Genomic DNA, 23,293 nt, shown 5'->3' on the forward strand with positions numbered 1-23,293 from the left:
CGCCATGAAGGAAGTGGTACGGGGCAGGGTGCGCCCCGCCCGCGTCACCGCCGTTTGCGGGGCGGGCGCTTGCCGCCGGGGGCCGCGTCGCGGTTGCGCCGTCCCGGCGGGCTGCTCCGTCTGTCCGGGCTGAAGGGGGATGTCCGGGGCGTGCGGGCGCGGATGCTCTGCTGGCGCAGCACGTCTTCGATCCAGTCATTGAGGCGCGCGGTCGTGGCTTCCGCTTCCTCGCGGTTGACGTAGGCTTCGGGGAAGCGCAGCGCCAGCCAGCGCCATGCCACCAGCCGCTTGTGCCGCTTTTCCGCGCGTTCCAGTTCGGTACGTTCCGCCCGTTCCGGCGCGGGCAGGGGACCGGTGCCCGGCGGGGCCACGCTGTTGCCCGCGGCATGGTCCGCCGCCCAGTGGACAAGACGCTGGATGCCATTGTCACGGTCATCAACCGGGCACATGGCGTAGACCCAGCGCTGCGCCAGTGTCAGGTCAGCCACACCTTCCAGTGCGGTTGCGATGGCGAAGGCCTGTTCCATGTTGGCCAGCCGGTAATTCGGATCGTCACGGCGCAGCACCGCGCGGCGGATGCGCACCAGCACGCCAAACAGGCTGTCCGACCCGATTTCGGCCGCGACGGCCTGCACGATGTCGGCGTCCGGCTGGACCTGCGGGCGCATGTCCTCGATCGGCTGGGGCGGGGCTGCCAGCATGGCATGGATGAACGATGGGCTGCCCACCCCTTCCAGTACGGCGACGACGCCCTGTTCATGCTTGCCGAAACGTCCGGCGCGACCGCCGATCTGCTTGACTTCCTGCGGGTTGAGGTCGCGCGTCTGGTTGCCGTCATATTTGCGCAGGGCCGCGAACACGACCCGGCGGATGGTCAGGTTCAGTCCCATGCCGATGGCGTCGGTCGCGATCAGGATATCGGCGTCGCCATTATTGAAACGCTGGGCTTCCGCGCGGCGGACTTCGGGGCTGAGTGCGCCGTACACCACCGCCACCCGCTTGCCATGCGCCAGCAGCATCGCGCGCAGGTCCAGCACCTCGCGCCGGGAAAAGGCGATCAGCGCATCATGCTTCTGCAGTTCATGCAGGCTTACGGCCCGTTCGGCGGCAACCAGCGGGCTTTTGCGTTCCAGCCGGATTTCGTCCACCGGGTCCCCGCACAGTTCCGCAATGCGCTTCACCATGGGAATGCAGTCTGGCGCGCCCAGCACGAACAGGTGCCGTGCGGGTGCTCCCATGATGGCTGCCGTCCATGCCGCCCCCCGGTCGGGGTCGGTCAGCATCTGGGCTTCATCGATGATCGCGACATCGACGGGATTGTTCAGCGGGCACATTTCCACGGTTGCGGCCAGATGGCGGCTGCCGGGCATGTCGATGCGTTCTTCCCCCGTGGCAAGGGATGTGGGCACCCCGCGTGCCATGAGCGACTCGCGGAACTCATGCGCCAGCAGGCGTAGCGGGGCCAGCGCCAGCCCGCTTTCCGCCTGTGCCAGCGCATCAAGGGCCGTATGCGACTTGCCGCTGTTGGTCGGTCCCGTCACCAGTGTGATGCGGCGGTTGAGCGCGCGTGCGGTGCGGAAATGGGCGGCGTAGCGGTCAAGGGCCGCCACCTGCGCGATGACCGCATTGCCCACGCGCCGGTTGCCAAGATCGGGCGCGATGGGGGCGCGGCTGGTGCTGTCTGTTCCATCCCTGCGCCATTCGGGAATCTGCTGGCGCAGGGCCATGAGTTCGGCGGGATCGAACTCCCAGCGTTCCTGCCCGTTGGACTGGGGCACGCGACGGGCGACGGGCAGGCGGTTTTCCGCAATCCAGCGCAGGGCCTCGCGCTGGGAACAGCGCAGCAGGCCCGGCACATCGCTGAACGGGACAAGGCTTTTTTCCCATGCGCGCAGGCGCTGGACTTCCTCGCGTCTGCGGGCGCGGGCCGTATCCTCGATTTTTGCGTCCCGGTCCTTGCGGCTGCTTTCCTCACGCTCCAGATCGGTAGCGAAGGTGTCCGTATCGGCCAGGGCGAAGGCATCCGCCACCGCACGGGCAAGCGTGCCGAGTTCACCGGGGGAGAGGACCCGGCCGGTGCCATCGAACAGGTCGGCACGGATATTGTCCACCGCCGCGCGTGGCGTATCGCCCTGCGCGCGCAGTCTGGCCTGCATCACGGGGGCGAGGGCGGCAAGCAGGCGCGCATCGTCGGGTTCGGGATCATCCACCGTTATGGCGGCGGCCTCCGTATCCGCGCGTGTAACCCATACCTGCCCTGCGCGGCGCGTAAGGTCCATCAGGCGCGAACCCCACGGCTTGCGCCGGACGGTGCATATGGCCGCGCGGAAGGCGGCGTCATCTATCCGGTCGGCGCCGGGTTGCAGCATGCGGGCGATCACGCGCTCCAGCTTCGGGCGTTCGCGGTTTTCAACATGCAGCCCGCTGGAGGCAATCGCGGCGTCCAGCGCCAGCAGGGCCGGGGCGGCCCGGTCGGGGAATTCTGAAGTCATGTCTATCTATGTGCGTCATCCACGCGGCGGGGACAATGGACTCAGTACTTGCATCCATACGCGAATTCATTGAATACAGGCCCGCATCGTACGCGTGTGACGTGACATGAGCGCCCCGGCATGGGCATTGTGCGGTGAATTCAGCTTCCCGTGGCGCGTGATATATTTGTTTGTGCTGGAATTCCACGCTGTGGATGGCCTAAACATTCCCGCCTCAGCCACGCAGTGCGGTGGGGGGCATGTTTCAGGAGATCCTGTGTCCGCGGTCCCTCCAGCCGGGAGAATGACAACCTGATGTCCGATACGTTGATTATGCCAACTTCCGAGACCATGCTCACCGGGCTTGCACCGGTCGAGGGGCAGGAAGGCGTGTTCCACCTCGCCGAGCCGAGCAAGGAATACGGACACCTGAACGCTGAAACCGTTCTGTCGGTTCATCACTGGACCGACCGGCTGTTCAGCTTCACCACCACGCGCGACCCGGCGCTGCGCTTCGAGAACGGCCAGTTCACGATGATCGGCATCGAGGTCGAGGGCAAGCCGCTGCTGCGCGCCTACAGCATCGCCAGCGCGAATTACGAGGATCACCTCGAATTCCTGTCGATCGCCGTGCCCGATGGCCCGCTGACATCGCGCCTGCGCCATGTGAAGGTGGGCGACAAGGTGCTGATCGGGCGCAAGCCGGTCGGAACACTGCTGCTGGACAACCTGCGTCCGGGCCGTAACCTGTATTTCCTGTCCACGGGCACGGGGCTTGCGCCGTTCATGAGCCTGATCAAGGACCCGGAATGCTATGACCGTTACGAGCACGTGATCCTGAGCCACACGGTACGCATCTCGGGTGAACTGGCCTATTCCAACCATATCCGCCATGAACTGCCCGAGCATGAATTCCTGGGCGAGGACGTGTCGGGCAAGCTGCTGTACTACCCCGCCGTCACGCGTGAGGAATTTGCCGTCACCGACCGCATCACCAAGCTGATCGAGACGGGCAGGATCTTTACCGACCTGAACATTCCCGAACTCGACCCCGAGCATGACCGCGTCATGATCTGCGGTTCGCCGGAGATGCTGGCCGATACGGAAAAGATGCTGCAGGCACGTGGCTTTGATGAGGGCAACAACTCCCATCCTGGCGCCTATGTAGTGGAAAAGGCGTTCGCCGAACGTTGATCCCATGCCCCGGCCGGGCGCGCTGGCCGGGGCTTTTTTTATGGGCCGCCCCGTCGCGTGGCGGCCTGTTGCCGGAGCGACGCGTGCCGTTTCGTCCTTCCGGCCGGAACAGGATGCGGAACTGGCATGAGTTATGATTTTGATCTGTTCGTAATTGGCGCGGGTTCCGGCGGGGTGCGGTGTGCGCGCATTGCGGCGGGCCATGGTGCGCGTGTGGCGGTGGCGGAAAGCCGGCACTGGGGCGGCACCTGCGTCAATCTGGGCTGCGTGCCCAAGAAGCTCATGGTTCAGGCCAGCGATTATGGCGACTGGGTGGAAGACAGCCACGGTTTTGGCTGGAACACGCGGCGGGGCCATAATGACTGGGCCGAACTGATCGCCGCCAAGGACCGCGAGATCACGCGCCTCAACGGCATTTACGTCTCCATGCTGGAAAAGGCCGGGGTGTCCCTGTTTACCGGGCATGCCACGATCGAGGACGCGCATACCCTGCGCATCGACCCGTCCCCGCTTGCCCCCCATGCCGCCCCGCGCCGGGTCACCGCCGCACGGATTGTCATTGCCGTGGGTTCCACCCCCACCATGCCCGCGATCGATGGGATCGGGCATGCCATTTCCTCCGATCAGGCGTTCCACCTGAAGGAACGGCCCGCGCGGGTGTGCATGGTGGGCGGCGGATATATCGGGGTGGAGTTCGCCGGTATCTTCCGTGGTCTCGGTTCGGAAGTGGATCTGGTCTACCGCCAGCAGCTACCGCTGCGCGGCTTTGATTCCGATCTGCGCCACGCTTTGCATGACGCCATCGACCTGCGCGGTATCCGCCAGCATGTCGGTGCGTCACCCACCAGCATCGACCGGCTGGCGGATGACAGTTTTGTCGTAACGCTGGACAATGGCGCCCGTATCGAGACGGACTGCGTATTCTTCGCTACGGGACGCCATCCGAAAGTCGCCAGTCTGGGCCTGATTCAGGCCGGTGTCGCGACACAGGAGAACGGGCGCATCATCGTTGATGAAAATGGTGAGACCTCGATCCCCGGCATCTACGCCATTGGTGACGTGACCAACCGCCTAAACCTGACCCCCGTCGCCATTGCGGAAGGGCATATGCTGGCTGACCGCCTGTTCGGCAATGAACCGCCGCGGCAGTGGTCGTTCGCCACCACGCCCAAGGCCGTGTTCTTCACCCCCGCGCTGGCCAGTGTCGGCCTGACGGAAACGGAAGCCGCCCATAACGGCGATGTGGATATTTACATCAGCCGCTTCCGCCCCATGCGCAATACACTCAGCGGGCGGGCACAGCGCACGTTCATGAAACTGGTGGTCGATCAGGCCAGCCAGACGGTAGTGGGCGCGCATATGCTGGGTGATGACGCGCCCGAGATCATGCAGGGGCTGGCCATTGCCGTCACCGCCGGGCTGAAGAAGGGCGACTGGGACCGTACCATCGGTATCCATCCTTCGGCGGCGGAGGAATTCGTGACCATGCGGACCCGCACGCGCGTCACGCCGCGTAGCGCGGAGTAGGCGCGGACGCTCCAGCGCCGGTCCTGTGCATGGGTACGGGACCGGCCAGGCATGAAAAAACCGTTGGGGGACCGATCCGCCAACGGTTTTTTTTATTTAATATTGCACGCTGGCTTTAGCGCGGCGCGACCCAGCCATTGCCGGTGGAATCGCCAAGCTGCCCATCACCATTGATCCCGCTGCTCTGGTATGCGGAACCGAAGCGCGACAGATCCGTGCCCGTGACCGAATCACGATGGACGTGTTCCAGATGGTCGGGGTCAGGACCGTGGTTCAGTTCCATGGACGGCGCTTCCTCATAGCCCGGCGGCAGATGGCCGCGCTGGCCGTGAACGGTCATCCGGTCCTCGTTCTGGCTGCTTTCATCGCTGCTGTCCGCTGCGGGCGCGGCCATGGCTGTCACGCTGAACAGGCACAGCCCGGCCGATAGGGCGGTTATGAATTTCCCACGTGACGTGGCCATGATCCGTAATCCTTTTACCTGAGTGGCAAGCATGCCAACCCGCCCCCTTTTGGGGAAGCGCCGGTCTGACAGCCCAACCATGTCGCTTTTACATATGGGTTCCGGCCCATGGCAATGCGACCTTCTGGCGTAATGATACGCAGGCTTTGTGGCGACAATGCAACATTTCCCGCCAGCAGGCCCCCACCGATCCCCCGCAAAGCCCAGAACAGGCTTTGCGTTGCCGGGGTTTTTTCGACATAAAGGCTGCCCTTCCGCCACAGGCGGCGGGGATTGTCTTGTATCAAGAGGAATTAGGATCCGACCCATGAGTGCGACGCACAAGCATAACAGTTCTTCCCGGCAGGCCTGGACGCCGGAGAGCTGGCGGTCGTTTCCGGCGCGGCAGATGCCGCGATATCCTGATGAAGCAGCGGTGGAGGACGTGGAGGCACGCCTGCGCCGTTATCCGCCGCTGGTCTTCGCCGGGGAAGCCCGCCGCCTGCGCGCCCATCTGGCCAAGGCCGCTACGGGACAGGCTTTCGTGCTGCAGGGCGGTGCATGTGCCGAAAGCTTCAGCGAATTCACCGCTGACATCGTTCGCGACACCTTCCGCGTACTGTTGCAGATGGCGGTGGTGCTGACGTTCGGTGCAAAAGTGCCGGTCATCAAGATCGGCCGCATGGCGGGGCAGTACGCCAAGCCGCGCTCTTCCGATATGGAAACGAAGGATGGCGTGAGCCTGCCGTCCTACCGTGGCGATATCATCAACGGTTCCGACTTTACGGAAGCTGCGCGCATTCCCGATCCCAGGCGGATGGAGACGGGGTATTTCCAGTCCGTCGGCACGATGAACCTGCTGCGCGCGTTCGCGGGCGGTGGTTATGCCAACCTGCATGAGGTCCATCGCTGGAACCTCGGCTTCGTCGAACGTTCGCCGCTGGCGCAGCGTTATGGCCAGCTTGCCGAACGCATTGGCGAAACGCTGGACTTCATGGCCGCATGCGGCCTGACGGCGGCCACCACGCCCCAGATTGACGAGACCGAGTTCTATACCTCGCACGAAGCCCTGCTGCTGCCCTATGAGCAGGCGCTGACCCGCATCGATTCGACATCGGGCGAATGGTATGACTGCTCGGCCCATTTCGTGTGGATCGGTGACCGTACCCGCCAGCCCGATGGCGCGCATGTCGAATTCCTGCGTGGCGTGCGCAACCCCATCGGCATCAAGGTCGGTCCCACCACGACCATCGAGGATCTGGAGCAGCTTCTCGATATCCTCAACCCGACCGATGAAGCGGGGCGCATTTCGCTCATCTCGCGCATGGGGGCGGGCAAGGTGCGTGATCATCTGCCGCCGCTGCTCGATAAAGTGATGGCCACCGGACGCACGGTCACGTGGTTGTGTGACCCCATGCATGGCAACACCAGCTCGACCGCATCGGGCGTCAAGACGCGGTCCTTCGATGCCATCCTGTCCGAGATTCACGGGTTTTTTGACGTGTTCGAGGCCGCTGGCGCCAGCCCCGGCGGCGTGCATTTCGAGATGACCGGGCAGAACGTGACCGAGTGCATCGGCGGTGCCCACCGCTTGACGGAAGACGACCTTGGTGAACGCTATGAAACCTTCTGCGACCCGCGCCTGAATGCCGAACAGTCGCTTGAGATGGCGTTCCGTCTGGCTGAGGAACTGAAAACGCGGGTCGGTCGTATCGCTGGCGGGGCAGACTAGTCCCGCCATCAGGGGGGATCAGGAGGGTGCATGACCCAAGGTGACCATGCCGGTCAGGGCGCGTTGGCCGATCCGGCGGCATATGATGTGATTGCCGACCGTACGGATGCCTACTTCAACCGCACGCGCGCCATTGTGGAGCATTTTGGCGACAGGAAGGTGACTTACGCCATCTTCCTGCGCCGCCCGGTCATTTCCGCCCCCCGCCTCATGGTGGACTGGTTCCATGCCGTGGCGGCGAAACAGGGCGTGGATATCGACTGCACCATCATGTTTCCCGAAGGGACGTGGGTGGGGGCGGGCGAACCGCTGGCCTATGTGACCGGGTCGTTTGCATGGCTCGCCACGCTGGAGACACTTGCGCTCCAGCAGCTTGGCCCGGCCTGCGTTGCCGCCCATAACGCCTACCAGATGGCCATGGCGCTGCCGCATGTGCGTTTCATGGCGATGGAAGCCCGCCACTGCGCGGGCTTCGACATGCAGGACCAGATGGCCTATGCCGCCTCCGTCGGCAGTCGCGCCGCGCAGAAGGAAGGCGCGCTGGGTTTTGTCGGGGGCGCCAACGACGCCACGGCCCATTATTTCGGGACCGGCAAGGGACTGGGCACCATGCCCCACGCCTTGGTGGGGTATGCCGGGTCCACGCTGCGCGCGGCCGAGATGTTTCATGAAGTCTATCCCCAGATGGACCTTGCCGTCCTCGTCGATTATTTCGGGCGCGAGGTGACAGATGCGCTGGAAGTCTGCCGCCATTTCCCCGAACTGGCCGCAACCGGACGCATCGGCGTGCGGCTCGATACCCATGGCGGCCGCTTTCTGGAGGGGCTGGACCCGCAGTCTTCATACGCGGTGCTGGAACGCCACTCGCCGGGCAGCATACGGCGCTACCGCTCCGACAAGGAACTGAGCTATCTTGTCGGCACCGGCGTTTCCGCCGCCGCCATCTGGCGCATGCGCGAAGTGCTGGACGAGGCGGGATTTCCCCATGTGCGCATCATTGCGTCGTCGGGTTTCAGTGTGGAAAAATGCCTCAGCATGGCGGATGCCCACGCCCCGGTCGATGTGATCGGGACCGGTTCCTTCATTCCCGACCGCTGGTCGGAAACATACGCCACGGCGGACATCGTGGCCTATGACGGCACGCCACGGGTCAAGGTCGGGCGCGAGTTCCTGCTGCGCCGTAACGGCGGCTGACAGCGCGCGGCCCCGCCCGTGGGGACGGATAACGAAAGGCTTCATCTTGTCAGAGACCATTTTTGCCCCCGAAGGGGGGTGGCGCGTACGGATTCTGGATCTGTCAGGCGGCGCGGAGGACAATATTGTCGAGGAAGTGGGTGGTTTCCCCGACCTGATCCAGGCCAACGCCTTTGCGCGCGCCTATGTGCGCGACAGCATCGAACGCTGCCGTATGCCCGGCCTTTCGGCGGCAGACATTCTCAAGGCCTGGTTCTCCTTTGGGGAGGACGCGGAAGTGCTGGAAGCAGGCGATCAGGGCTGGCGTTCAGCCAATGAACTGGATGATTTCGCAGCGCATGCCGCCACCCCGATGGAACGCGACTGGCGTGCGTTTGATCCCCGCCGTGGCGATGATGAGGATGACGGGGCATAAGGATACCCGCAGTTCACTTCGCAATTATCAGAAGTCATAAAAGTTTTGGGTGCTGCCTTTTTTCAACAAGGCGGCGTTCCCCGTAACCCATTAAAACAATCGCCCCATGTGTCGGATATTGGATGGCTAAGCTGTTCAGATACCCTGCTGCGAATCTGACGGAGCCGGCATGTCGGGCCGTTGCTGCAGGTCGGTGTATTCCACACCGGATTGCGCATGTGTTCTCTGGCATTTGGGGCGTAATCGCCGCATATAGGGGGCATGAAACTCCGTTTTGCGCCCAGCCCGACCGGGCTGATCCATGTCGGCAATGCGCGTCAGGCCATTGCCAATGCCCTGTTTGCCCGCCGCCACAATGCACGCTTCCTGCTGCGTATTGACGATACCGATCGCGGTCGATCGAAAGAGGAGTATGTGCAGGCCCTGCAGGATGACCTGCGCTGGCTGGGTATCGGGTGGGATGAATTCGTCCGCCAGTCGGATCGTCTGGACCGCTACGCACTGGCCATCGAGCAACTGAAGGCCAGCGGGCGGCTCTATCCCTGTTTTGAAAGCGAACAGGAACTGGCCTCCAAGCGCGAGGCGCGCATCCGCATGCGCAAGCCCCCGGTTTATGATCGCGCGATGCTGCGCATGACGCCCCAGCAGCGCGCGCAGGCTGAAGCCAATGGCAAGGTGCCTTACTGGCGCTTCCGGCTGTCCGACCATCGCACGGTGGAATGGAACGATCTTGTCATGGGGCCGTCGCGTGTCAAGCTGCCCGCGATTTCCGATCCCGTTCTGGTCCGTGCCGATGGCACGGTGCTGTATACGCTGGCCTCGGTCGTCGATGATATGGAAACGGGTATTACCCACGTCATCCGTGGGGAAGACCACGTCACCAATACCGGCGTGCAGATCGACATTGCCGAGGCGCTGGGTGCGAAGCGCAACCGCTTCACCTTCGCGCATCTGCCGCTCCTGCTGGATGAAGGCGGCGGCAAGCTGTCCAAGCGGTTTGACGGGCTTTCGATTCGGGCGCTGCGTCAGGACGGGATCGAGCCATCGGCCATTGTGTCCTATCTCGCCCGGCTGGGTAGCGCGGATGACCCGGCCCCGCTGTCATTTGATGAACTGGCTGCCAGCTATGACCTCAACCGCGTTTCGCGTTCCGCCGCGCGGTTTGACATGCGGCAGTTGCTGGGCCTGAACCGCCGCATCATGCACGCCATGCCTTTCGATGAAATCCGCAGCCGCCTGCCCGAAGGGGCGACGGAAGCCTTCTGGCTTGCCGTGCGTGGCAATGTGGATATGGCGGGCGAACTGCGCCACTGGTGGGATGTGGTTGCGGGCGAGATCGTGCCCCCGGTAATGGAAGCGGAAGATACGCCTTTCCTGTTGCAGGCCCTCGAAGTCCTGCCCGATGCGCCATGGGACGACACGGTGTGGAAGACATGGACCACCGCCATCCGGGAGGCCACGGGCCGCACGGGCCGCGCCCTGTTCCATCCGCTGCGCCTTGCCCTGACGGGGGAGGATAGCGGACCTGAAATGCGTGACCTGCTGCCGCTCATGGGGCGGGAGCGTGTTGCGGGGCGCCTGCGGATTGCAGCGCGCTGACATGAAAAAAGCCCGGTTCGCACCGGGCTTTTTTATTAAAGGGTGGTTGTGGCCATCCCTTATTTGGCGTCTTTCTGCCGTGCCTTGCGTCCGCGGGACAGTTCCGTCACCACGCCGTGCAGGGTGCGCAGTTCCTGTTCCGTCACTTCCCCGCGCAGGAAGAAGTGGCGCAGGTTGCGCACCATCCCCGCGCGCTTCTGTTCGTTGCGCAGGAAGCCACATTCATCCAGATCACCGATCAGGTGGCGCATGAAGTTGTCGAGTTCGCCCCGTGTCGCGACATGCGTCTCGTTGGTCATGAGGGTGCGCTGGGGCGTGGCGTCTTCGGCCATCCACCATTCATAGGCCATGATCATCACCGCCTGCGCCAGATTGAGCGACATGAAGGCGGGGTTGAGCGGATACCGGATCAGCGCATCGGCGCGGGCCATGTCCTCGTTATCCAGCCCGGCGCGTTCCGGGCCGAACATAAGCCCGACCTTCAGGCCACGCCCGGTCATCTCACGCAGTTCTGCGGCACCGCCCCGGGCGGTCAGCACGGGTTTGACGATGTGGCGCGGGCGTGGGCAGGTGGCGAAGACATGATGCAGGTCGGCTACTGCGTCATCGACCGTTTCATGCACCGTGGCGGCTTCCAGAATGCGGTCCGCGCCCGATGCGCTGCGCCATGCGCGTTCCAGCGGCCAGCCGTCGCGCGGGGCGACAAGCCGCATGTGGAACAGGCCGCCATTGGCCATGGCGCGCGCGGTGGTGCCGATGTTTTCCGCCATCTGCGGGCGGACAAGGATAACGACCGGACTGTTGCCTATGGGGCCGATATCCGCCCCGCCGTCACGTCCGGTCATGCCTGTCTCCATGTCGTGCCCTGCGGGCCATCTTCCAGCACAATACCCTGTGCTGCCAGTTCATTGCGGATTGCGTCCGCGCGGGCGAAATTACGCGCCTTGCGCGCGGCCAGCCGTTCGGCAATCAGGGCTTCGATGGCGCTGGCATCCACATCCACCCCGCCACGGAACCACTGTTCGGGCGTATCGTGCAGCAGCCCGATCAGGTTGCCCGCCGCCTTCAGGCGGGCAGCGGCAATGTTGCCGCCAGCCGCCGCGTCATGGGCCAGCGCGTCATCGGCCAGCGCGTGCATTTCCGCCAGCGCGCGGGGGGTGTTCAGGTCATCGCACAGCATCTGCACGAACCGCTGGGGCGGCGGGGCGGTGATGCCGGGATCAAGCTTTTCCAGCGCGCGGTAGAAGCGGTCGAGCATCTGGCGCGCTTCATCCAGACCGGCCTGCGTAAAGTTCAGCACCGAACGGTACTGCGCGCGCAGCAGCAGCAGGCGCAGGGCTTCGGGCGGGGTGTCCCGCAGCACGTCGCGCACGGTCAGGAAGTTGCCGAGCGATTTCGACATCTTCTCCCCGTTCACCAGTAGCATCGCATTATGCACCCAGTGATTGGCGAAGCGTCCGTGCGGATGGCAGCACATGCTCTGCGCGCGTTCGTTTTCGTGGTGGGGGAACAGAAGGTCCGACCCGCCGCCATGGATGTCGAAGCTTTCGCCCAGATAATGATGCGACATGGCCGAGCATTCAATATGCCAGCCCGGCCGCCCCCGGCCCCATGGGCTGTCCCAGCCCGGCGTCTGGTCATCCGATGGCTTCCACAGCACGAAGTCGCCCGGATCACGCTTGTAGGGGGCGACTTCCACCCGTGCGCCGGCGATCAGGTCATCCGGGCTGCGTCCCGACAGCGCGCCATAGGACGGATAGGTACTTACCGCGAACAGGACATGGCCCTGCGCTTCATAGGCATGGCCGCTTTCGATCAGGCGGCGGATCATATCCTGCATCTCACCGATATGGTGGGTCGCGCGCGGTTCCGCATCCGGGGACAGGATGGAGACGGCCTGCAGGTCCTCATGAAAATCGCGGATGGTGCGTGCCGTCAGGTCCGCGATGGATTCGCCGTTGGCATGGGCGCGGGCGTTGATCTTGTCATCCACGTCCGTGATGTTGCGCACATAGGTCACGCGTGGATACAGGTGGCGCAGCAGGCGCACCAGCACATCCGCCGTAACCATGGCGCGCAGGTTGCCGATATGCGCCAGATCATAGACCGTGGGGCCGCAATAATAGACCCGCACGTTCTGCGGGTCGAGCGGGACGAAGGGAACGGTGCTGCGGGTCCTGCTGTCGTGCAGGTGCAGGCGGGGCTGTGTATCGGGCATGATGCGTCTAGATGCGACAGACAGCCGGTGGGACGCAAGACCTCATCTGCGCGAGCATCCACGCGGCGGATGAATGCCCGGCCAACCCGTCCCGCCGGGCCATCCGGTCAGCCGATTTCCTGTCCGATCTGCTTGATGTCATGAAAGGCCAGATCGGGGTTTCCCTCCGCCGTGCGACGCATCATGAACGCGGAAGATGCAAGGAAGACCGGGTCGCCATCAATGTCATCCGCCATGGCCGTGCGGTTGGCCATGGAAAAGGTTTCCAGCTTTTCCCGTGGTCCCGTGACCCAGCGCGCAAGGTTGTAGGGCGTGGATTCAAAACCGATCGCCACGCCATATTCGCCCTTCAGCCGGGCCTGCAGCACGTCAAGCTGCAGCGTGCCCACCACGCCCACGATGGGGGGCGCGCCATCCTGCGGGCGGAAAAGCTGGACCACGCCTTCTTCCGCCAGTTCGGTCAGCGCCTGACGCAGCTTCTTCGCCTTCATCGCATCATCCAGCCGCACGCGGCGCAGGATTTCAGGCGCGAAGTAGGGCACGCCGGTAAAGCGCAGGTCCTCGCCTTCCGTCAGCGTATCGCCAATGCGCAGGGTGCCATGATTGGGAATGCCCACCACGTCGCCCGCGAATGCTTCTTCCGCCAACTGGCGGTCACGCGCGAAGAAGAACTGCGGTGTATGCAGGGCGAACTGCTTGCCGATGCGTACGTGCTTGAGCCGCATGCCGCGCTGCAGCCTGCCCGAACAGATTCGCGCAAATGCCATGCGGTCTCGGTGGTTGGGGTCCATGTTGGCCTGGATCTTGAACACCAGCGCGGTCAGGGCGGGTTCGTCGGCGCGGACGTTGCGGGTCTCGGTCGCCTGATCGCGCGGCGGCGGCCCGAAGGCGGCCAGCGCGTCCAGCAGGTCGGTCACGCCGATTTCCTTCATCGCGCTACCGAAAAATACCGGCGTCAGATGGCCCGCATTGAAACTTTCCCGGTCGAATTCGGGCAGTGCCGCTTCAACCAGTTCCAGATCCTCGCTCAACTGCACCATGCGCGGGTCGGACTGGTCCAGTTCCTCGCTTACATGCAGTTCGCGGCTGCGCAGGTCGTATGTGCCCACGAATTTCGCGGCACGTCCCACCGGCCATGTGGCCGGAGCGGTATCGAGTGCCAGCGAAGATGAGATTTCATCAAGCAGGGCGAACGGGTCCTGCGATTCGCGGTCCATCTTGTTGATGAAGGTGACGATGGGGATATCGCGCAGGCGGCAGATTTCAAACAGCTTGCGGGTCCGGGCCTCGATCCCCTTGGCGGCGTCGATCACCATCACCGCCGCGTCTACCGCCGTAAGTGTGCGGTAGGTATCTTCCGAGAAGTCTTCATGACCCGGCGTGTCGAGCAGGTTGAAGATGCAGCCGCCATATTCAAACGTCATGACCGATGTCACGACGGAAATGCCACGGTCGCGCTCGATGCCCATCCAGTCCGAACGGGTGCGCCGCCGCTCACCTTTGGCCCGCACGTTGCCCGCCATCTGGATCGCGCCACCCGCGCGCAGGATGCGTTCGGTCAGGGTGGTCTTACCCGCATCGGGATGGGAGATGATGGCGAAGGTGCGCCGCCGGACGATTTCGGCGGTAAGGGAGGTATCGGCAGCGTTGGCGGTCACGTGCTTGTCCATTCCTGCGGCTGGCCCGGCGGAAAGGATAGGGAACGGGGCAGGGGCCAGAAACGCGGACGCCGGACGCGGGGACAAAGCCCCACGCCCGGCGTCACGCCTGCCCGGTTCCGGGTATTGATCAGCGAGAGTAGAATTCGATGACCAGGTTCGGTTCCATCTGGACCGGATAGGGGACATCCGACAGCTTGGCGCTGCGCAGGAACGTGCCCTTCATCTGGCGATGGTCGACTTCCATGTATTCCGGCACGTCGCGTTCGCCGCTCTGTGCCGCATCCAGCACGATGGCGAGCTGCTTGGACTTTTCACGCACTTCGATCACGTCGCCATCACGCACCAGGAAGGAGGGGATGTTGACCTTGCGACCGTTGACCGTGATGTGGCCGTGGCTGATGAACTGGCGTGCCGCGAACGGGGTGATCGCGAACTTCATGCGGTAGACAACCGCGTCCAGCCGGCGTTCCAGCAGGTCGATCAGGTTTTCGGAAGTATCGCCCTTGCGACGCACCGCCTCATCGTAATACTTGCGGAACTGCTTTTCGCCGATGTTGCCGTAGTAGCCCTTCAGCTTCTGCTTGGCCATAAGCTGCACGGAGAAGTCGGACGGCTTCTGCTTGCGGCGCTGGCCATGCTGGCCGGGGCCGTATTCGCGCTTGTTGACCGGGGACTTCGCACGGCCCCACAGGTTCACGCCAAGGCGGCGGTTGATTTTATACTTGCTCTCAAGGCGCTTGCTCATGTCGCGCTCTCACTTCATTCATCTGCATGCACCACGGCGGGCCGTGTTTCATGTCGTTGCACCGGTAGGTCCTGTTCCCCATGAACAGGACGGGCGCGCCACGTATTACCGGCACCGGGGAGCAATCACCCATGGGCACCAGCCGTATCGTCCACATTCCCGGCAGTCGGGCGCGTATAGGGGTACAGCCCGTTCGTGTCAATCATGGCGTGGGGCTGGACCCTGCGTCGGACATGACAAAACCTGTATCGCAGGGGGCTGGCGGCCTGTTATGAAACGGCATGCCGGAACATAGGGAAGGGCTTCGCATGGAAACGCCGCTTACGCAGCGCTGGGGACTGTTTGTCGGGCTTGGGGTGGTATCGCTCGGGCTGGGATTCGTGGCCTGGGCGGACGCGCTGGCGCTGTCGCTGGCCAGTACCATCCTGTTCGGGCTGGTACTGTTCGTCGCGGGCGCGGTCCAGCTTGTCCATGCCTTTGCCGTACGGGACTGGGATGGCAGGCTGATGTCCATCCTTGGCGGTGGTCTTTATATACTGGCGGGCACGATGATGATGGAGGAACCGGCCACCGGCTCCCTGATCATCACCATTTTCATCGCCGCCTGTCTGGTGGTGTCGGGAATCGGGCGCATCATCATGGCGTTCCGGCAGCGTGGGCTGCAGGGCTGGTGGATCATCCTGTTCGGCGGGCTGATCAGCCTTCTGGTCGGGCTGTGCCTGTACATCACGCTGCCATGGTCGGGCCTGTGGCTGATCGGGACATTCATCGCCATTGAACTGATCGCAGCCGGGATCGGCTGGGTCCAGTTCGGCCTTGCCCTGCGCCGGGCCGCCTACCTGCCGCCGGAAGCCTGAGCTGCGGCAAACCGGGCGGCAAGGCTGCGTTCAACGGCACTGTCGCCCGTAACCCCCAGCAGCTGGCGCAGGTCATCGGCGTCCATCCGGGCCTCGAATGCCGGGCCGCCGGGCTGAAACAGGCCTGCCGCTGACAGGCCACCCGCCATGACCGGGTCAAATCCCGCATCATGGATCAGCCAGCCCGCCATAGTGAGCGCCCGTGCCACATCGCCCGCCATGGGCAGCGCCATGCGTGGCGGTGGCCGGTTGCTCTGGGCCAGCAGGGTTGTCATATCCTCTGAATTGAAGGCCCGCACTACGGCGGCGGTGGGAAAGAGCGACTGCGTGACCATGCCCGCGCCCTCAAGCAGCGCCTGACGGCCAATCTTGCCATCGCGCCATGTATAGGGATTCGTCGCGTCGATCAGCGGCCTTGCATTCAGGACCGGGCCAATCGTATGCCCGAGTTGCTGCAATGCCCCATAGGGTACCGCCAGCACCACCACATCGCCAAAGGCAGCGGCATCGTGCGATGTGCCCGCGCTGCCGAAATGCAGTTCCTCAACCCGTTCCTGCGCCTCCCTCAATGTCAGGGCGGACAGCATGACCTCGTGCCCCGCCCGGCTCCATAACTGCCCCAGCGTGCTGCCGACATGGCCGGACCCGATCATGCCAATGCGCAGGGGCGTGCGGGCCATGGCCCCATGGGGCGTAAGGACGGGCAGCAGTCCGGCCAGCAGGGTGGTCAGGCTCTGCCTGCGGGTCAGTTTCAGGGGCATGGCTTTCTCCTGCGCGGGCAGCGGGTGGTAGTATGTCGGGATGTCTGATCTGCCGTTTGGTTCTTTGCCGAACTGACAGGTATATGGCACAGAGTTGGGGAAAGCAGGAGTACAGCGTCAATGACCGACACACCCGATCAGGACAGGACTGTTGTAGCGGAATCCGCTGTTCCCGTGGGCGTGGACCATCCGGTCGAGGCACTGCACGACGCCACGCAGGAAGACGAGGCATCGGCTGCGGCGACCGACGTGCCCGATCCCGGCCCGGTACCCGTGGCCCAGACGCAGGTGGTGCCGCAGGCCGATGACGCTGTTGCGACATCCAGCAGCCATGCCGCCGCCATGGCTGGCGCGTCCGCTCCGTTCATGCCCTACAAGGAACTGTTCCAGTTGATGGGGGCAATCGTGTTCGTGCTGGTCGTGCTGGGTGTGGGGTGGAATGCGCTGCATGCTTCGGGCATCTGGCCGGAATAAGGTTGTCTGCCACGCCGTCCGGTCCTTCAGGTTCAGGGTGGCGATAGCCGAACCGAGACGGGGCAGTGATCGGACAGGCGCATGGCCTGCTCCCGTCCGCTGTCGCGATAGAGCATGACGCGCAGGCTGTCAGGTTGCAGCCAGCCGCGTGCGGCACCCCCCAATATGATGTGGTCGATAAAATAGCTGCCCTGCCCGCAGGGGCTGGCATGGCCCGCCGTGGCAAGGGTCAGCGGCCCGTTTTCGGCAAGGTTGCGCAGCGCCGGGTCATCGGGGGCGAGCAGGCGGTTGAAATCGCCCAGCACGGCAAAAGCCTCGCCTTCATCCTGCCGTTCCATGATCCAGTCCTGAATGACGGCAATCTGCCGTAAAAGCGTACGGCAGGCAGGCTTGCGGCTGGTGGGCGACGAATCCCTGCATCCCGCCTTGAGGTGAACGACAAGCAGCCGCAGCGTGTCCGGCCCGCTGCCAATGCTCAGATCCAGACCGGAACGCAGGTGACGTGGGGCGGTGGCTGGATAGACATCCAGCGCGGTAACATCCGCATGGCGCTCCACCTGTAGGTCGGCCCGGATGGCGAGTGCGACCTTCTGCACCACCTGATCGCCAGATATGATGATGTGATAGAAAGGGGCAGGGAACAGCCGGGCGGCCAGTTCCGGCGTATCCACTTCCTCCAGCGCCGCAATGTCGGGTGCAAGATGGCGGGCATACCGGGCCAGTGCATCCAGTTCGGCGGGCGTGCGGGGCGTTACATCCGGCGGCAGGGCGGCATCGCCCTGCGTGCGGGTGGTCAGCCAGTCAAGATTCCATGTGGACAGTTTAAGACTGGCCGCCGCCTGCGCGGGGCCAGGCGGCATGGTGGTGAGGCACGCGAACAGCGCCAGCCACACCCCATGCCGGTGGGAGCATTCAGGCGGTGGCGGGCGTACCCGACTGGGCGCGCAGCCGGGCGATGGCTTCGTCCACATGGACGAACTGCCGCGACGTTTCATCCAGAACGACAACTTCCCCGCTTGCGATGTCATAGAACCATCCCTGCAACGTCAGGGTGCCACGGGCAAGCCCTGCGGCCACGGCGGGATGGGTGCGCAGATGGGCGATCTGAAGCTGGACATTCTGTTCTGCCAGACTGCGTACGGTCGCGGGGCCAGCATCGGATGCCTCCAGCACGGCGCGCGCGGCTTCGGCGTTGCGCAGCCAGCTTGCGACGGTCGGCATCTTGTTCAGGTTGGTGGGGTCGGGATCGAGCAGGGCCTTCATCGCGCCGCAGTTTGAATGACCGCATACGATGATATGGGACACCTTCAGCGCGCTGACCGCATATTCGATGGCAGACGAGACGCCGCCAAGCATTTCCCCATAGGCAGGCACGATATTGCCGATATTGCGCAGCACGAACAGGTCACCCGGCTGGGTCTGGGTAATCATGCTGGGGTTAACCCGGCTGTCGGCGCAGGCGATGAACAGCGTATCAGGGGACTGGCTTTCAGCCAGACTGGCGAACAGCTCGCGGTTCTGGGGGAAAACTTCCGTATTGAAACGTTCCACGCCCTGCAGCAGCTCGATGAGGGTATCCCGGGCAGTATTGGTATCGGCCATTGTAAAATCCTGTCACCTGAATGTCCGGACATTGGGGGAAGCATGCCGTGCGGTACAGCCGCCGTGGCATCCGATGGTCCGGCCTGTCTCTCCTATCCCCTATACCATGGGAAACACCCGGCGGGCATAAATGTTTCTCAATGCAGTGCAGTGGAAATACTATGTAACCACAATATAATTAATAAATATTCACTTTCTGTACTGAATATATTTCATCCTGTGATTGCACAGTACAGCACAACGGCGCGACTGGGCGCGCCGTTGCATGGTATTGGACCGCAGCAAGAAGCGGGGACTAGCCCGCTGCCTGCTTCAGTGCCGCACGCACCGCATCAAGTGCGGCATCAACCTTGGTGATGTCCGGGCCACCGGCCTGCGCCATGTCGCGTCGGCCACCGCCGCCCTTGCCATCCATGGCGGCACTGGCCACGCGCACCAGGGTCACGGCATCGACCCGTTCCGCCAGATCGGGCGTAGCCGCCACCACGATGCTGCCCTTGCCATCGGCGGTGGAGATCAGCACCACCACGCCGGAGCCGATTTCAGTGCGCAGGGAGTCCGCCAGCGGCTTGAGTTCCTTGGGCGGCAGTTCGCCCACGTTGCGGGCATCGAGTTTGATGCCGTTGATGTCCTCGATGCTGCTGGCGGCCTGACTGCCCGATGCCAGCTTGCGCTGCAGATCGGAAATCTGGCGTTCCATGACCTTGCGTTCTTCCAGCATCACGGCAAGGCGCTCGGGCGCTTCCGCGGGCGGCACGCGCAGCATGGCGGCAATCTGGTTCAGGCGTTCCTCGGTCGCGACGGTGGCGTTTTCTGCGGCACGTCCTGTCACCGCCTCGATCCGGCGCACGCCGGAGGAGACGCCGCTTTCGGACGTGATGCGGAACAGACCGATATCACCCGTGCGGCGCACATGCGTGCCACCGCACAGTTCGATGGACCAGCCTGCGCGCCCTTCTTCCGGGCCACCCATGGACACCACGCGCACTTCATCGCCGTATTTTTCGCCAAACAGGGCCATCGCACCCTGTTCGATGGCTTCTTCCGGCGTCATGTGGCGGGTGGTGACTTCCGTGTTTTCACGGATGCGGGCATTCACCTCCGCTTCGATCTCGGCCAGTTCTTCCGGTGTGATCGGGCGGGGCTGGCTTACGTCAAAGCGCAGGCGGTCGGGTGCGTTCAGGCTGCCCTTCTGCGTGACATGCGCGCCAAGGCGGCGGCGCAGGGCTTCATGCAGCAGATGGGTTGCGGAATGATGCGCACGGATGGCGCTGCGACGGGTATGGTCAACCTGTGCGGTAACGGCCATGCCGGGTTTGACCGTGCCTTCGACAACCGTGCCGTAATGCACCAGCAGGTCGCCCAGCTTCTTCTGGGTATCCGTGATGGCGATGCGCAGGCCCGGTGCCGTGACCGTGCCGGTGTCGCCAACCTGACCGCCACTTTCCCCGTAAAAGGGTGTCTGGTTCAGCAGCAGTGCGATCTGCGCGCCTGGGCCGGCACTTTCCACCTGCGCATTGTCCACGATTATGGTCTGCACCTCGGCATCCGACGTTTCGGTGGTGTAGCCGAGGAATTCGGTCGCCCCGAAGGTGTCGCGGGCTTCGAACCATACGGTTTCGGTGGCGCTGTCGCCCGAACCGCTCCATGCCGCGCGGGCGCGCCTGCGCTGCACGTCCATGGCTTCATTGAAGCCCGCCACATCCACGCCATGGCTGCTGCCGCGCAGGGCATCCTGCGTCAGGTCAAGCGGGAAGCCGAATGTGTCATACAGCTTGAACGCCACATCGCCGGGCAGCGGCGCGCCATCGCCAAGGCGTTCCGTCTCGTCCGCCAGCAGCGACAGGCCGCGGTCGAGCATGGCCTTGAAGCGCTCTTCCTCGCCCTTCATCGTTTCTTCGATCAGGGCGCGGGCATGCACCAGTTCGGGATAGGCTTCGCCCATCTGCCGGATCAGGGCGGGAACCAGACGGTAGAAGGTCGGTTCCGTGGTGCCCATCATGTGCAGGTGGCGCATGGCGCGGCGCATGATGCGGCGCAGCACGTATCCACGCCCGTCCTTGGAGGGCAGCACGCCATCGGCGATCAGGAAGGACGAGGAGCGCAGATGGTCGGCTACAACGCGATGGCTGGCGTTGAACGGGCCATCGGGGTCCTGACCCGTGATCTCGGCGGAGGCGAGGATCAGCGCGCGGAACGTGTCTATATCGTAGTTGTCGCGCTTGCCCTGCAGGATTGCGGCAAAGCGTTCCAGCCCAAGCCCGGTGTCGATCGACGGACGGGGCAGGGGAGAACGGGTGCCGGGCGGGTTTTCGAAATACTGCATGAACACGAGGTTCCAGATTTCGGTAAACCGGTCGCCGTCTTCCTCGGGGGAGCCGGGCGGGCCGCCTGCCACTTCCGGGCCATGATCATAGAAGATTTCCGAACACGGGCCACAGGGACCGGTATCACCCATGCGCCAGAAATTGTCGGATGTGGGAATACGGATGATCCGGTCATCGGACAGGCCGGCAATCTTGCGCCACAGGGCGGCTGCTTCCTCGTCATCGGCATAGACGGTGGTCAGCAGCCTTTCCTTGGGCAGCCCGAACGTGCCGGTCACCAGCTTCCATGCCAGTTCGATGGCTTCGGCCTTGAAATAATCCCCGAACGAGAAATTGCCCATCATCTCGAAAAAAGTGTGATGGCGGGCGGTATAGCCCACATTGTCCAGATCGTTGTGCTTGCCGCCCGCGCGCACGACCTTCTGCGCCGTTGTCGCGCGGGAATAGGGACGTGTTTCCTGCCCGGTGAAAACGTTCTTGAACTGCACCATACCAGCATTGGTAAACAGCAGCGTGGGATCGTTATGCGGCACCAGTGACGAGGACGGCACGATCTGATGCCCATTCCCGGCAAAATAGTCGAGGAAGGTGGCACGAATGTCGTTTGTTGTGGGCATGGCGGGAAACAGACGATCCTGTATTGAAGATAGATGTAAAACCGGATTCATTCACCTAGCGCACGTAGCAGCGGACCGGAAGTGAGAACATGCGTGTTTTGCCCATATGGCCGATGCGTGATGTGCGTGCATACCCAGGCGAAAAGGAAACATGATGCACGACTGGCAGGCGGAACGGGACTGGCCACTGCTGACACGGGGACTGGCGGGACGACTGCGGCAGGACTGCATGCCCCGATGGCTGGATTTCGTACGTCATCCCTTTGTGCAGGGTATGGGCGCGGGGACGGTCAGCCCTGATGCGTTCAGGAATTTCCTGATTCAGGATTACCTGTACCTGATCCAGTACGTCCGTGCCTGCGCGCTGGCCGTCCATAAAGCGGATAGTGTTGCGGGCATGCGGCATGCCGCCCAGCTTCTGTCGGGCATACTGGATACCGAACTGTCGATGCATGTGGCGTATTGCCGGGGATGGGGGATCGAGGAAGCCGATCTTGAGGGGGCGGAAGAATCGCTCGAACTGCTGGCCTACAGCCGTTTCATCCTCGATCGCGCACAGACGGGCGACCTGCTCGATCTGCTGGTGACCATGGCGCCCTGCCTGATCGGCTATGCGGAGGTGGGTGCGCGACTGCATGTTGATCCCGCGACCCGGCGGGAGGGGAATCCCTACTGGTCATGGATCGCGCTTTATGGCGGGGATGAATACACCGCGCTGGTGGAAGACGGTATCAGCCGCCTTGAGCAGGTTGGCGCGGCCTATGGCGCGCAGATGCGTTATCCGGCCTTGCGGCGGGAATTCGAAACCTCGGTCCGTCTGGAAACGGCATTCTGGGCCACGGCGCGCTGCGGCTGAAAGGGCGTGATCTCGGCACTTTTCTGCTGACAGGCCGGGCGGCATGAATGGAAGACAAGCTTCCGGCTGATATGGAAGTTCGCCAGCATGCCCGCTACCGCGCCTGCGGCCAGCGCCAGCACGGGGTTGGCCTTGAAGACCGGGGAGAGGTGGAACATCATGAACACGCAGCCGCGGTTCAGGAAGAAGCCCAGTGAATTGCCTGCAAGAAAGCGCAGCCACTGGATAACGAAATGATGCTGGTTGCCCGCCTTGCGGAAAGTCCACAGCCGGTTGACGAGCCAGTTGATCGACGCCGCAATAAAATAGGCCGCAATCGTGGCGGTCGTCAGTCCGATGAGCGGACGCAGGCTGTAAACGGCTGTTGTGTCCCAGAATAGCCCAAACAGGCCGACAATTCCGAATTTCAGAAATTGTGTGACTTTCTCACGGGAAAGCTGGGGCAAGATGGTATCCTTCTGCCTGCATCGAGTGGAAGGGCCTTGCTATCGGACAGATGCGCGACAGACAGGCTTGTTACCGGCAGGCACCTCATAGGGGAATGAGGCCGGAAATAAAAGAAATGAAAAGTAATAAAGGGAGCAGATGACTGCTCCCTTTA

The 23,293-nt window shown here is 63.4% G+C and carries 21 protein-coding genes; 10 read left to right on the forward strand and 11 right to left on the reverse strand.

What is annotated here, in order from left to right; translation table 11 throughout:
* Positions 1-44: 44 nt before the first annotated feature.
* Positions 45-2,492 carry a helicase-related protein gene (locus KSAC_RS12475; protein WP_132305658.1) on the reverse strand — a complete coding sequence of 816 codons (2,448 nt, stop codon included), beginning with the start codon at positions 2,490-2,492 and terminating at the stop codon, positions 45-47.
* A 294-nt stretch (positions 2,493-2,786) separates the two neighbouring features.
* Between KSAC_RS12475 and KSAC_RS12480 the strand changes: the two genes are divergently transcribed.
* Together KSAC_RS12480 and gorA are read left to right on the forward strand one after the other, a co-directional pair.
* Complete coding sequence (locus KSAC_RS12480; protein WP_102324630.1) at positions 2,787-3,665, forward strand: ferredoxin--NADP reductase; 879 nt, start codon at positions 2,787-2,789, stop codon at positions 3,663-3,665.
* Between the two features lie 126 nt (positions 3,666-3,791).
* Entirely contained in the window at positions 3,792-5,192 is a 1,401-nt protein-coding gene (gorA, locus tag KSAC_RS12485) for a glutathione-disulfide reductase (protein WP_118962456.1), read from the forward strand.
* 115 nt (positions 5,193-5,307) lie between these two features.
* On the opposite strand, the gene KSAC_RS12490 is transcribed toward gorA, so the two are convergent.
* On the reverse strand, positions 5,308-5,655 hold the full coding sequence (locus KSAC_RS12490; protein ID WP_132305660.1) for a hypothetical protein: 348 nt from the start codon (positions 5,653-5,655) through the stop codon (positions 5,308-5,310).
* Between the two features lie 307 nt (positions 5,656-5,962).
* On the opposite strand from KSAC_RS12490, the gene KSAC_RS12495 reads away from it, so the two are divergent.
* From KSAC_RS12495 to gltX, 4 genes are all read left to right on the forward strand, one after another.
* Positions 5,963-7,366 (forward strand): class II 3-deoxy-7-phosphoheptulonate synthase, encoded by a 1,404-nt coding sequence (locus KSAC_RS12495; RefSeq protein WP_102324627.1) that lies wholly within the window; start codon positions 5,963-5,965, stop codon positions 7,364-7,366.
* Between the two features lie 30 nt (positions 7,367-7,396).
* The gene (locus KSAC_RS12500; RefSeq protein ID WP_102324626.1) at positions 7,397-8,560 is read left to right on the forward strand and encodes a beta/alpha barrel domain-containing protein; all 1,164 of its coding nucleotides are present in this window, start codon (positions 7,397-7,399) and stop codon (positions 8,558-8,560) included.
* 46 nt (positions 8,561-8,606) lie between these two features.
* Complete coding sequence (locus KSAC_RS12505) at positions 8,607-8,975, forward strand: hypothetical protein (RefSeq protein WP_102324625.1); 369 nt, start codon at positions 8,607-8,609, stop codon at positions 8,973-8,975.
* Positions 8,976-9,236: 261 nt separating this feature from the next.
* On the forward strand, positions 9,237-10,574 hold the full coding sequence (gltX, locus tag KSAC_RS12510; protein ID WP_110546885.1) for a glutamate--tRNA ligase: 1,338 nt from the start codon (positions 9,237-9,239) through the stop codon (positions 10,572-10,574).
* Positions 10,575-10,633: 59 nt separating this feature from the next.
* Here the strand turns inward: gltX and KSAC_RS12515 are convergent, their stop codons facing one another.
* From KSAC_RS12515 to rpsD, 4 genes are all read right to left on the reverse strand, one after another.
* Complete coding sequence (locus KSAC_RS12515; protein WP_174234077.1) at positions 10,634-11,419, reverse strand: RNA methyltransferase; 786 nt, start codon at positions 11,417-11,419, stop codon at positions 10,634-10,636.
* Positions 11,416-12,792 (reverse strand): cysteine--tRNA ligase, encoded by a 1,377-nt coding sequence (cysS, locus tag KSAC_RS12520; protein WP_132305662.1) that lies wholly within the window; start codon positions 12,790-12,792, stop codon positions 11,416-11,418. Before cysS ends, KSAC_RS12515 begins: the two co-directional genes overlap by 4 nt.
* 107 nt (positions 12,793-12,899) lie before the next feature.
* Positions 12,900-14,462: a peptide chain release factor 3 gene (locus tag KSAC_RS12525; RefSeq protein WP_102324621.1), complete on the reverse strand. Its 1,563-nt coding sequence runs from the start codon at positions 14,460-14,462 to the stop codon at positions 12,900-12,902.
* A 118-nt stretch (positions 14,463-14,580) separates the two neighbouring features.
* Positions 14,581-15,198: a 30S ribosomal protein S4 gene (rpsD, locus tag KSAC_RS12530; RefSeq protein WP_102324620.1), complete on the reverse strand. Its 618-nt coding sequence runs from the start codon at positions 15,196-15,198 to the stop codon at positions 14,581-14,583.
* Between the two features lie 80 nt (positions 15,199-15,278).
* Between rpsD and KSAC_RS12535 the strand changes: the two genes are divergently transcribed.
* Positions 15,279-15,473 carry a hypothetical protein gene (locus tag KSAC_RS12535; RefSeq protein ID WP_132305664.1) on the forward strand — a complete coding sequence of 65 codons (195 nt, stop codon included), beginning with the start codon at positions 15,279-15,281 and terminating at the stop codon, positions 15,471-15,473.
* A gap of 33 nt (positions 15,474-15,506) precedes the next feature.
* Positions 15,507-16,055, forward strand: coding sequence for an HdeD family acid-resistance protein (locus KSAC_RS12540; RefSeq protein ID WP_102324619.1), 549 nt, complete (start codon positions 15,507-15,509; stop codon positions 16,053-16,055).
* On the opposite strand, the gene KSAC_RS12545 is transcribed toward KSAC_RS12540, so the two are convergent.
* On the reverse strand, positions 16,034-16,816 hold the full coding sequence (locus KSAC_RS12545) for an NADPH-dependent F420 reductase (RefSeq protein ID WP_132305666.1): 783 nt from the start codon (positions 16,814-16,816) through the stop codon (positions 16,034-16,036). The two genes, KSAC_RS12540 and KSAC_RS12545, sit on opposite strands and share 22 nt — an antisense overlap.
* A gap of 120 nt (positions 16,817-16,936) precedes the next feature.
* On the opposite strand from KSAC_RS12545, the gene KSAC_RS12550 reads away from it, so the two are divergent.
* The gene (locus tag KSAC_RS12550) at positions 16,937-17,290 is read left to right on the forward strand and encodes a hypothetical protein (RefSeq protein ID WP_102324617.1); all 354 of its coding nucleotides are present in this window, start codon (positions 16,937-16,939) and stop codon (positions 17,288-17,290) included.
* 32 nt (positions 17,291-17,322) lie between these two features.
* Here the strand turns inward: KSAC_RS12550 and KSAC_RS12555 are convergent, their stop codons facing one another.
* The 3 genes from KSAC_RS12555 to alaS form a co-directional block, all read right to left on the reverse strand.
* Positions 17,323-18,150 carry an endonuclease/exonuclease/phosphatase family protein gene (locus KSAC_RS12555; protein ID WP_132305668.1) on the reverse strand — a complete coding sequence of 276 codons (828 nt, stop codon included), beginning with the start codon at positions 18,148-18,150 and terminating at the stop codon, positions 17,323-17,325.
* 52 nt (positions 18,151-18,202) lie between these two features.
* Positions 18,203-18,892 carry a carbonic anhydrase gene (locus KSAC_RS12560; RefSeq protein ID WP_102324616.1) on the reverse strand — a complete coding sequence of 230 codons (690 nt, stop codon included), beginning with the start codon at positions 18,890-18,892 and terminating at the stop codon, positions 18,203-18,205.
* Between the two features lie 295 nt (positions 18,893-19,187).
* Entirely contained in the window at positions 19,188-21,836 is a 2,649-nt protein-coding gene (alaS, locus tag KSAC_RS12565; RefSeq protein ID WP_132305670.1) for an alanine--tRNA ligase, read from the reverse strand.
* A gap of 151 nt (positions 21,837-21,987) precedes the next feature.
* On the opposite strand from alaS, the gene tenA reads away from it, so the two are divergent.
* The gene (gene tenA / locus KSAC_RS12570) at positions 21,988-22,692 is read left to right on the forward strand and encodes a thiaminase II (protein ID WP_132305672.1); all 705 of its coding nucleotides are present in this window, start codon (positions 21,988-21,990) and stop codon (positions 22,690-22,692) included.
* On the opposite strand, the gene KSAC_RS12575 is transcribed toward tenA, so the two are convergent.
* Positions 22,614-23,138 carry a GtrA family protein gene (locus tag KSAC_RS12575; protein WP_102324613.1) on the reverse strand — a complete coding sequence of 175 codons (525 nt, stop codon included), beginning with the start codon at positions 23,136-23,138 and terminating at the stop codon, positions 22,614-22,616. The genes tenA and KSAC_RS12575 overlap by 79 nt on opposite strands.
* Between the last annotated feature and the right edge of the window lie 155 nt (positions 23,139-23,293).

Origin of the sequence: Komagataeibacter saccharivorans (assembly GCF_004348195.1) — a bacterium.
Taxonomy (GTDB): domain Bacteria; phylum Pseudomonadota; class Alphaproteobacteria; order Acetobacterales; family Acetobacteraceae; genus Komagataeibacter; species Komagataeibacter saccharivorans.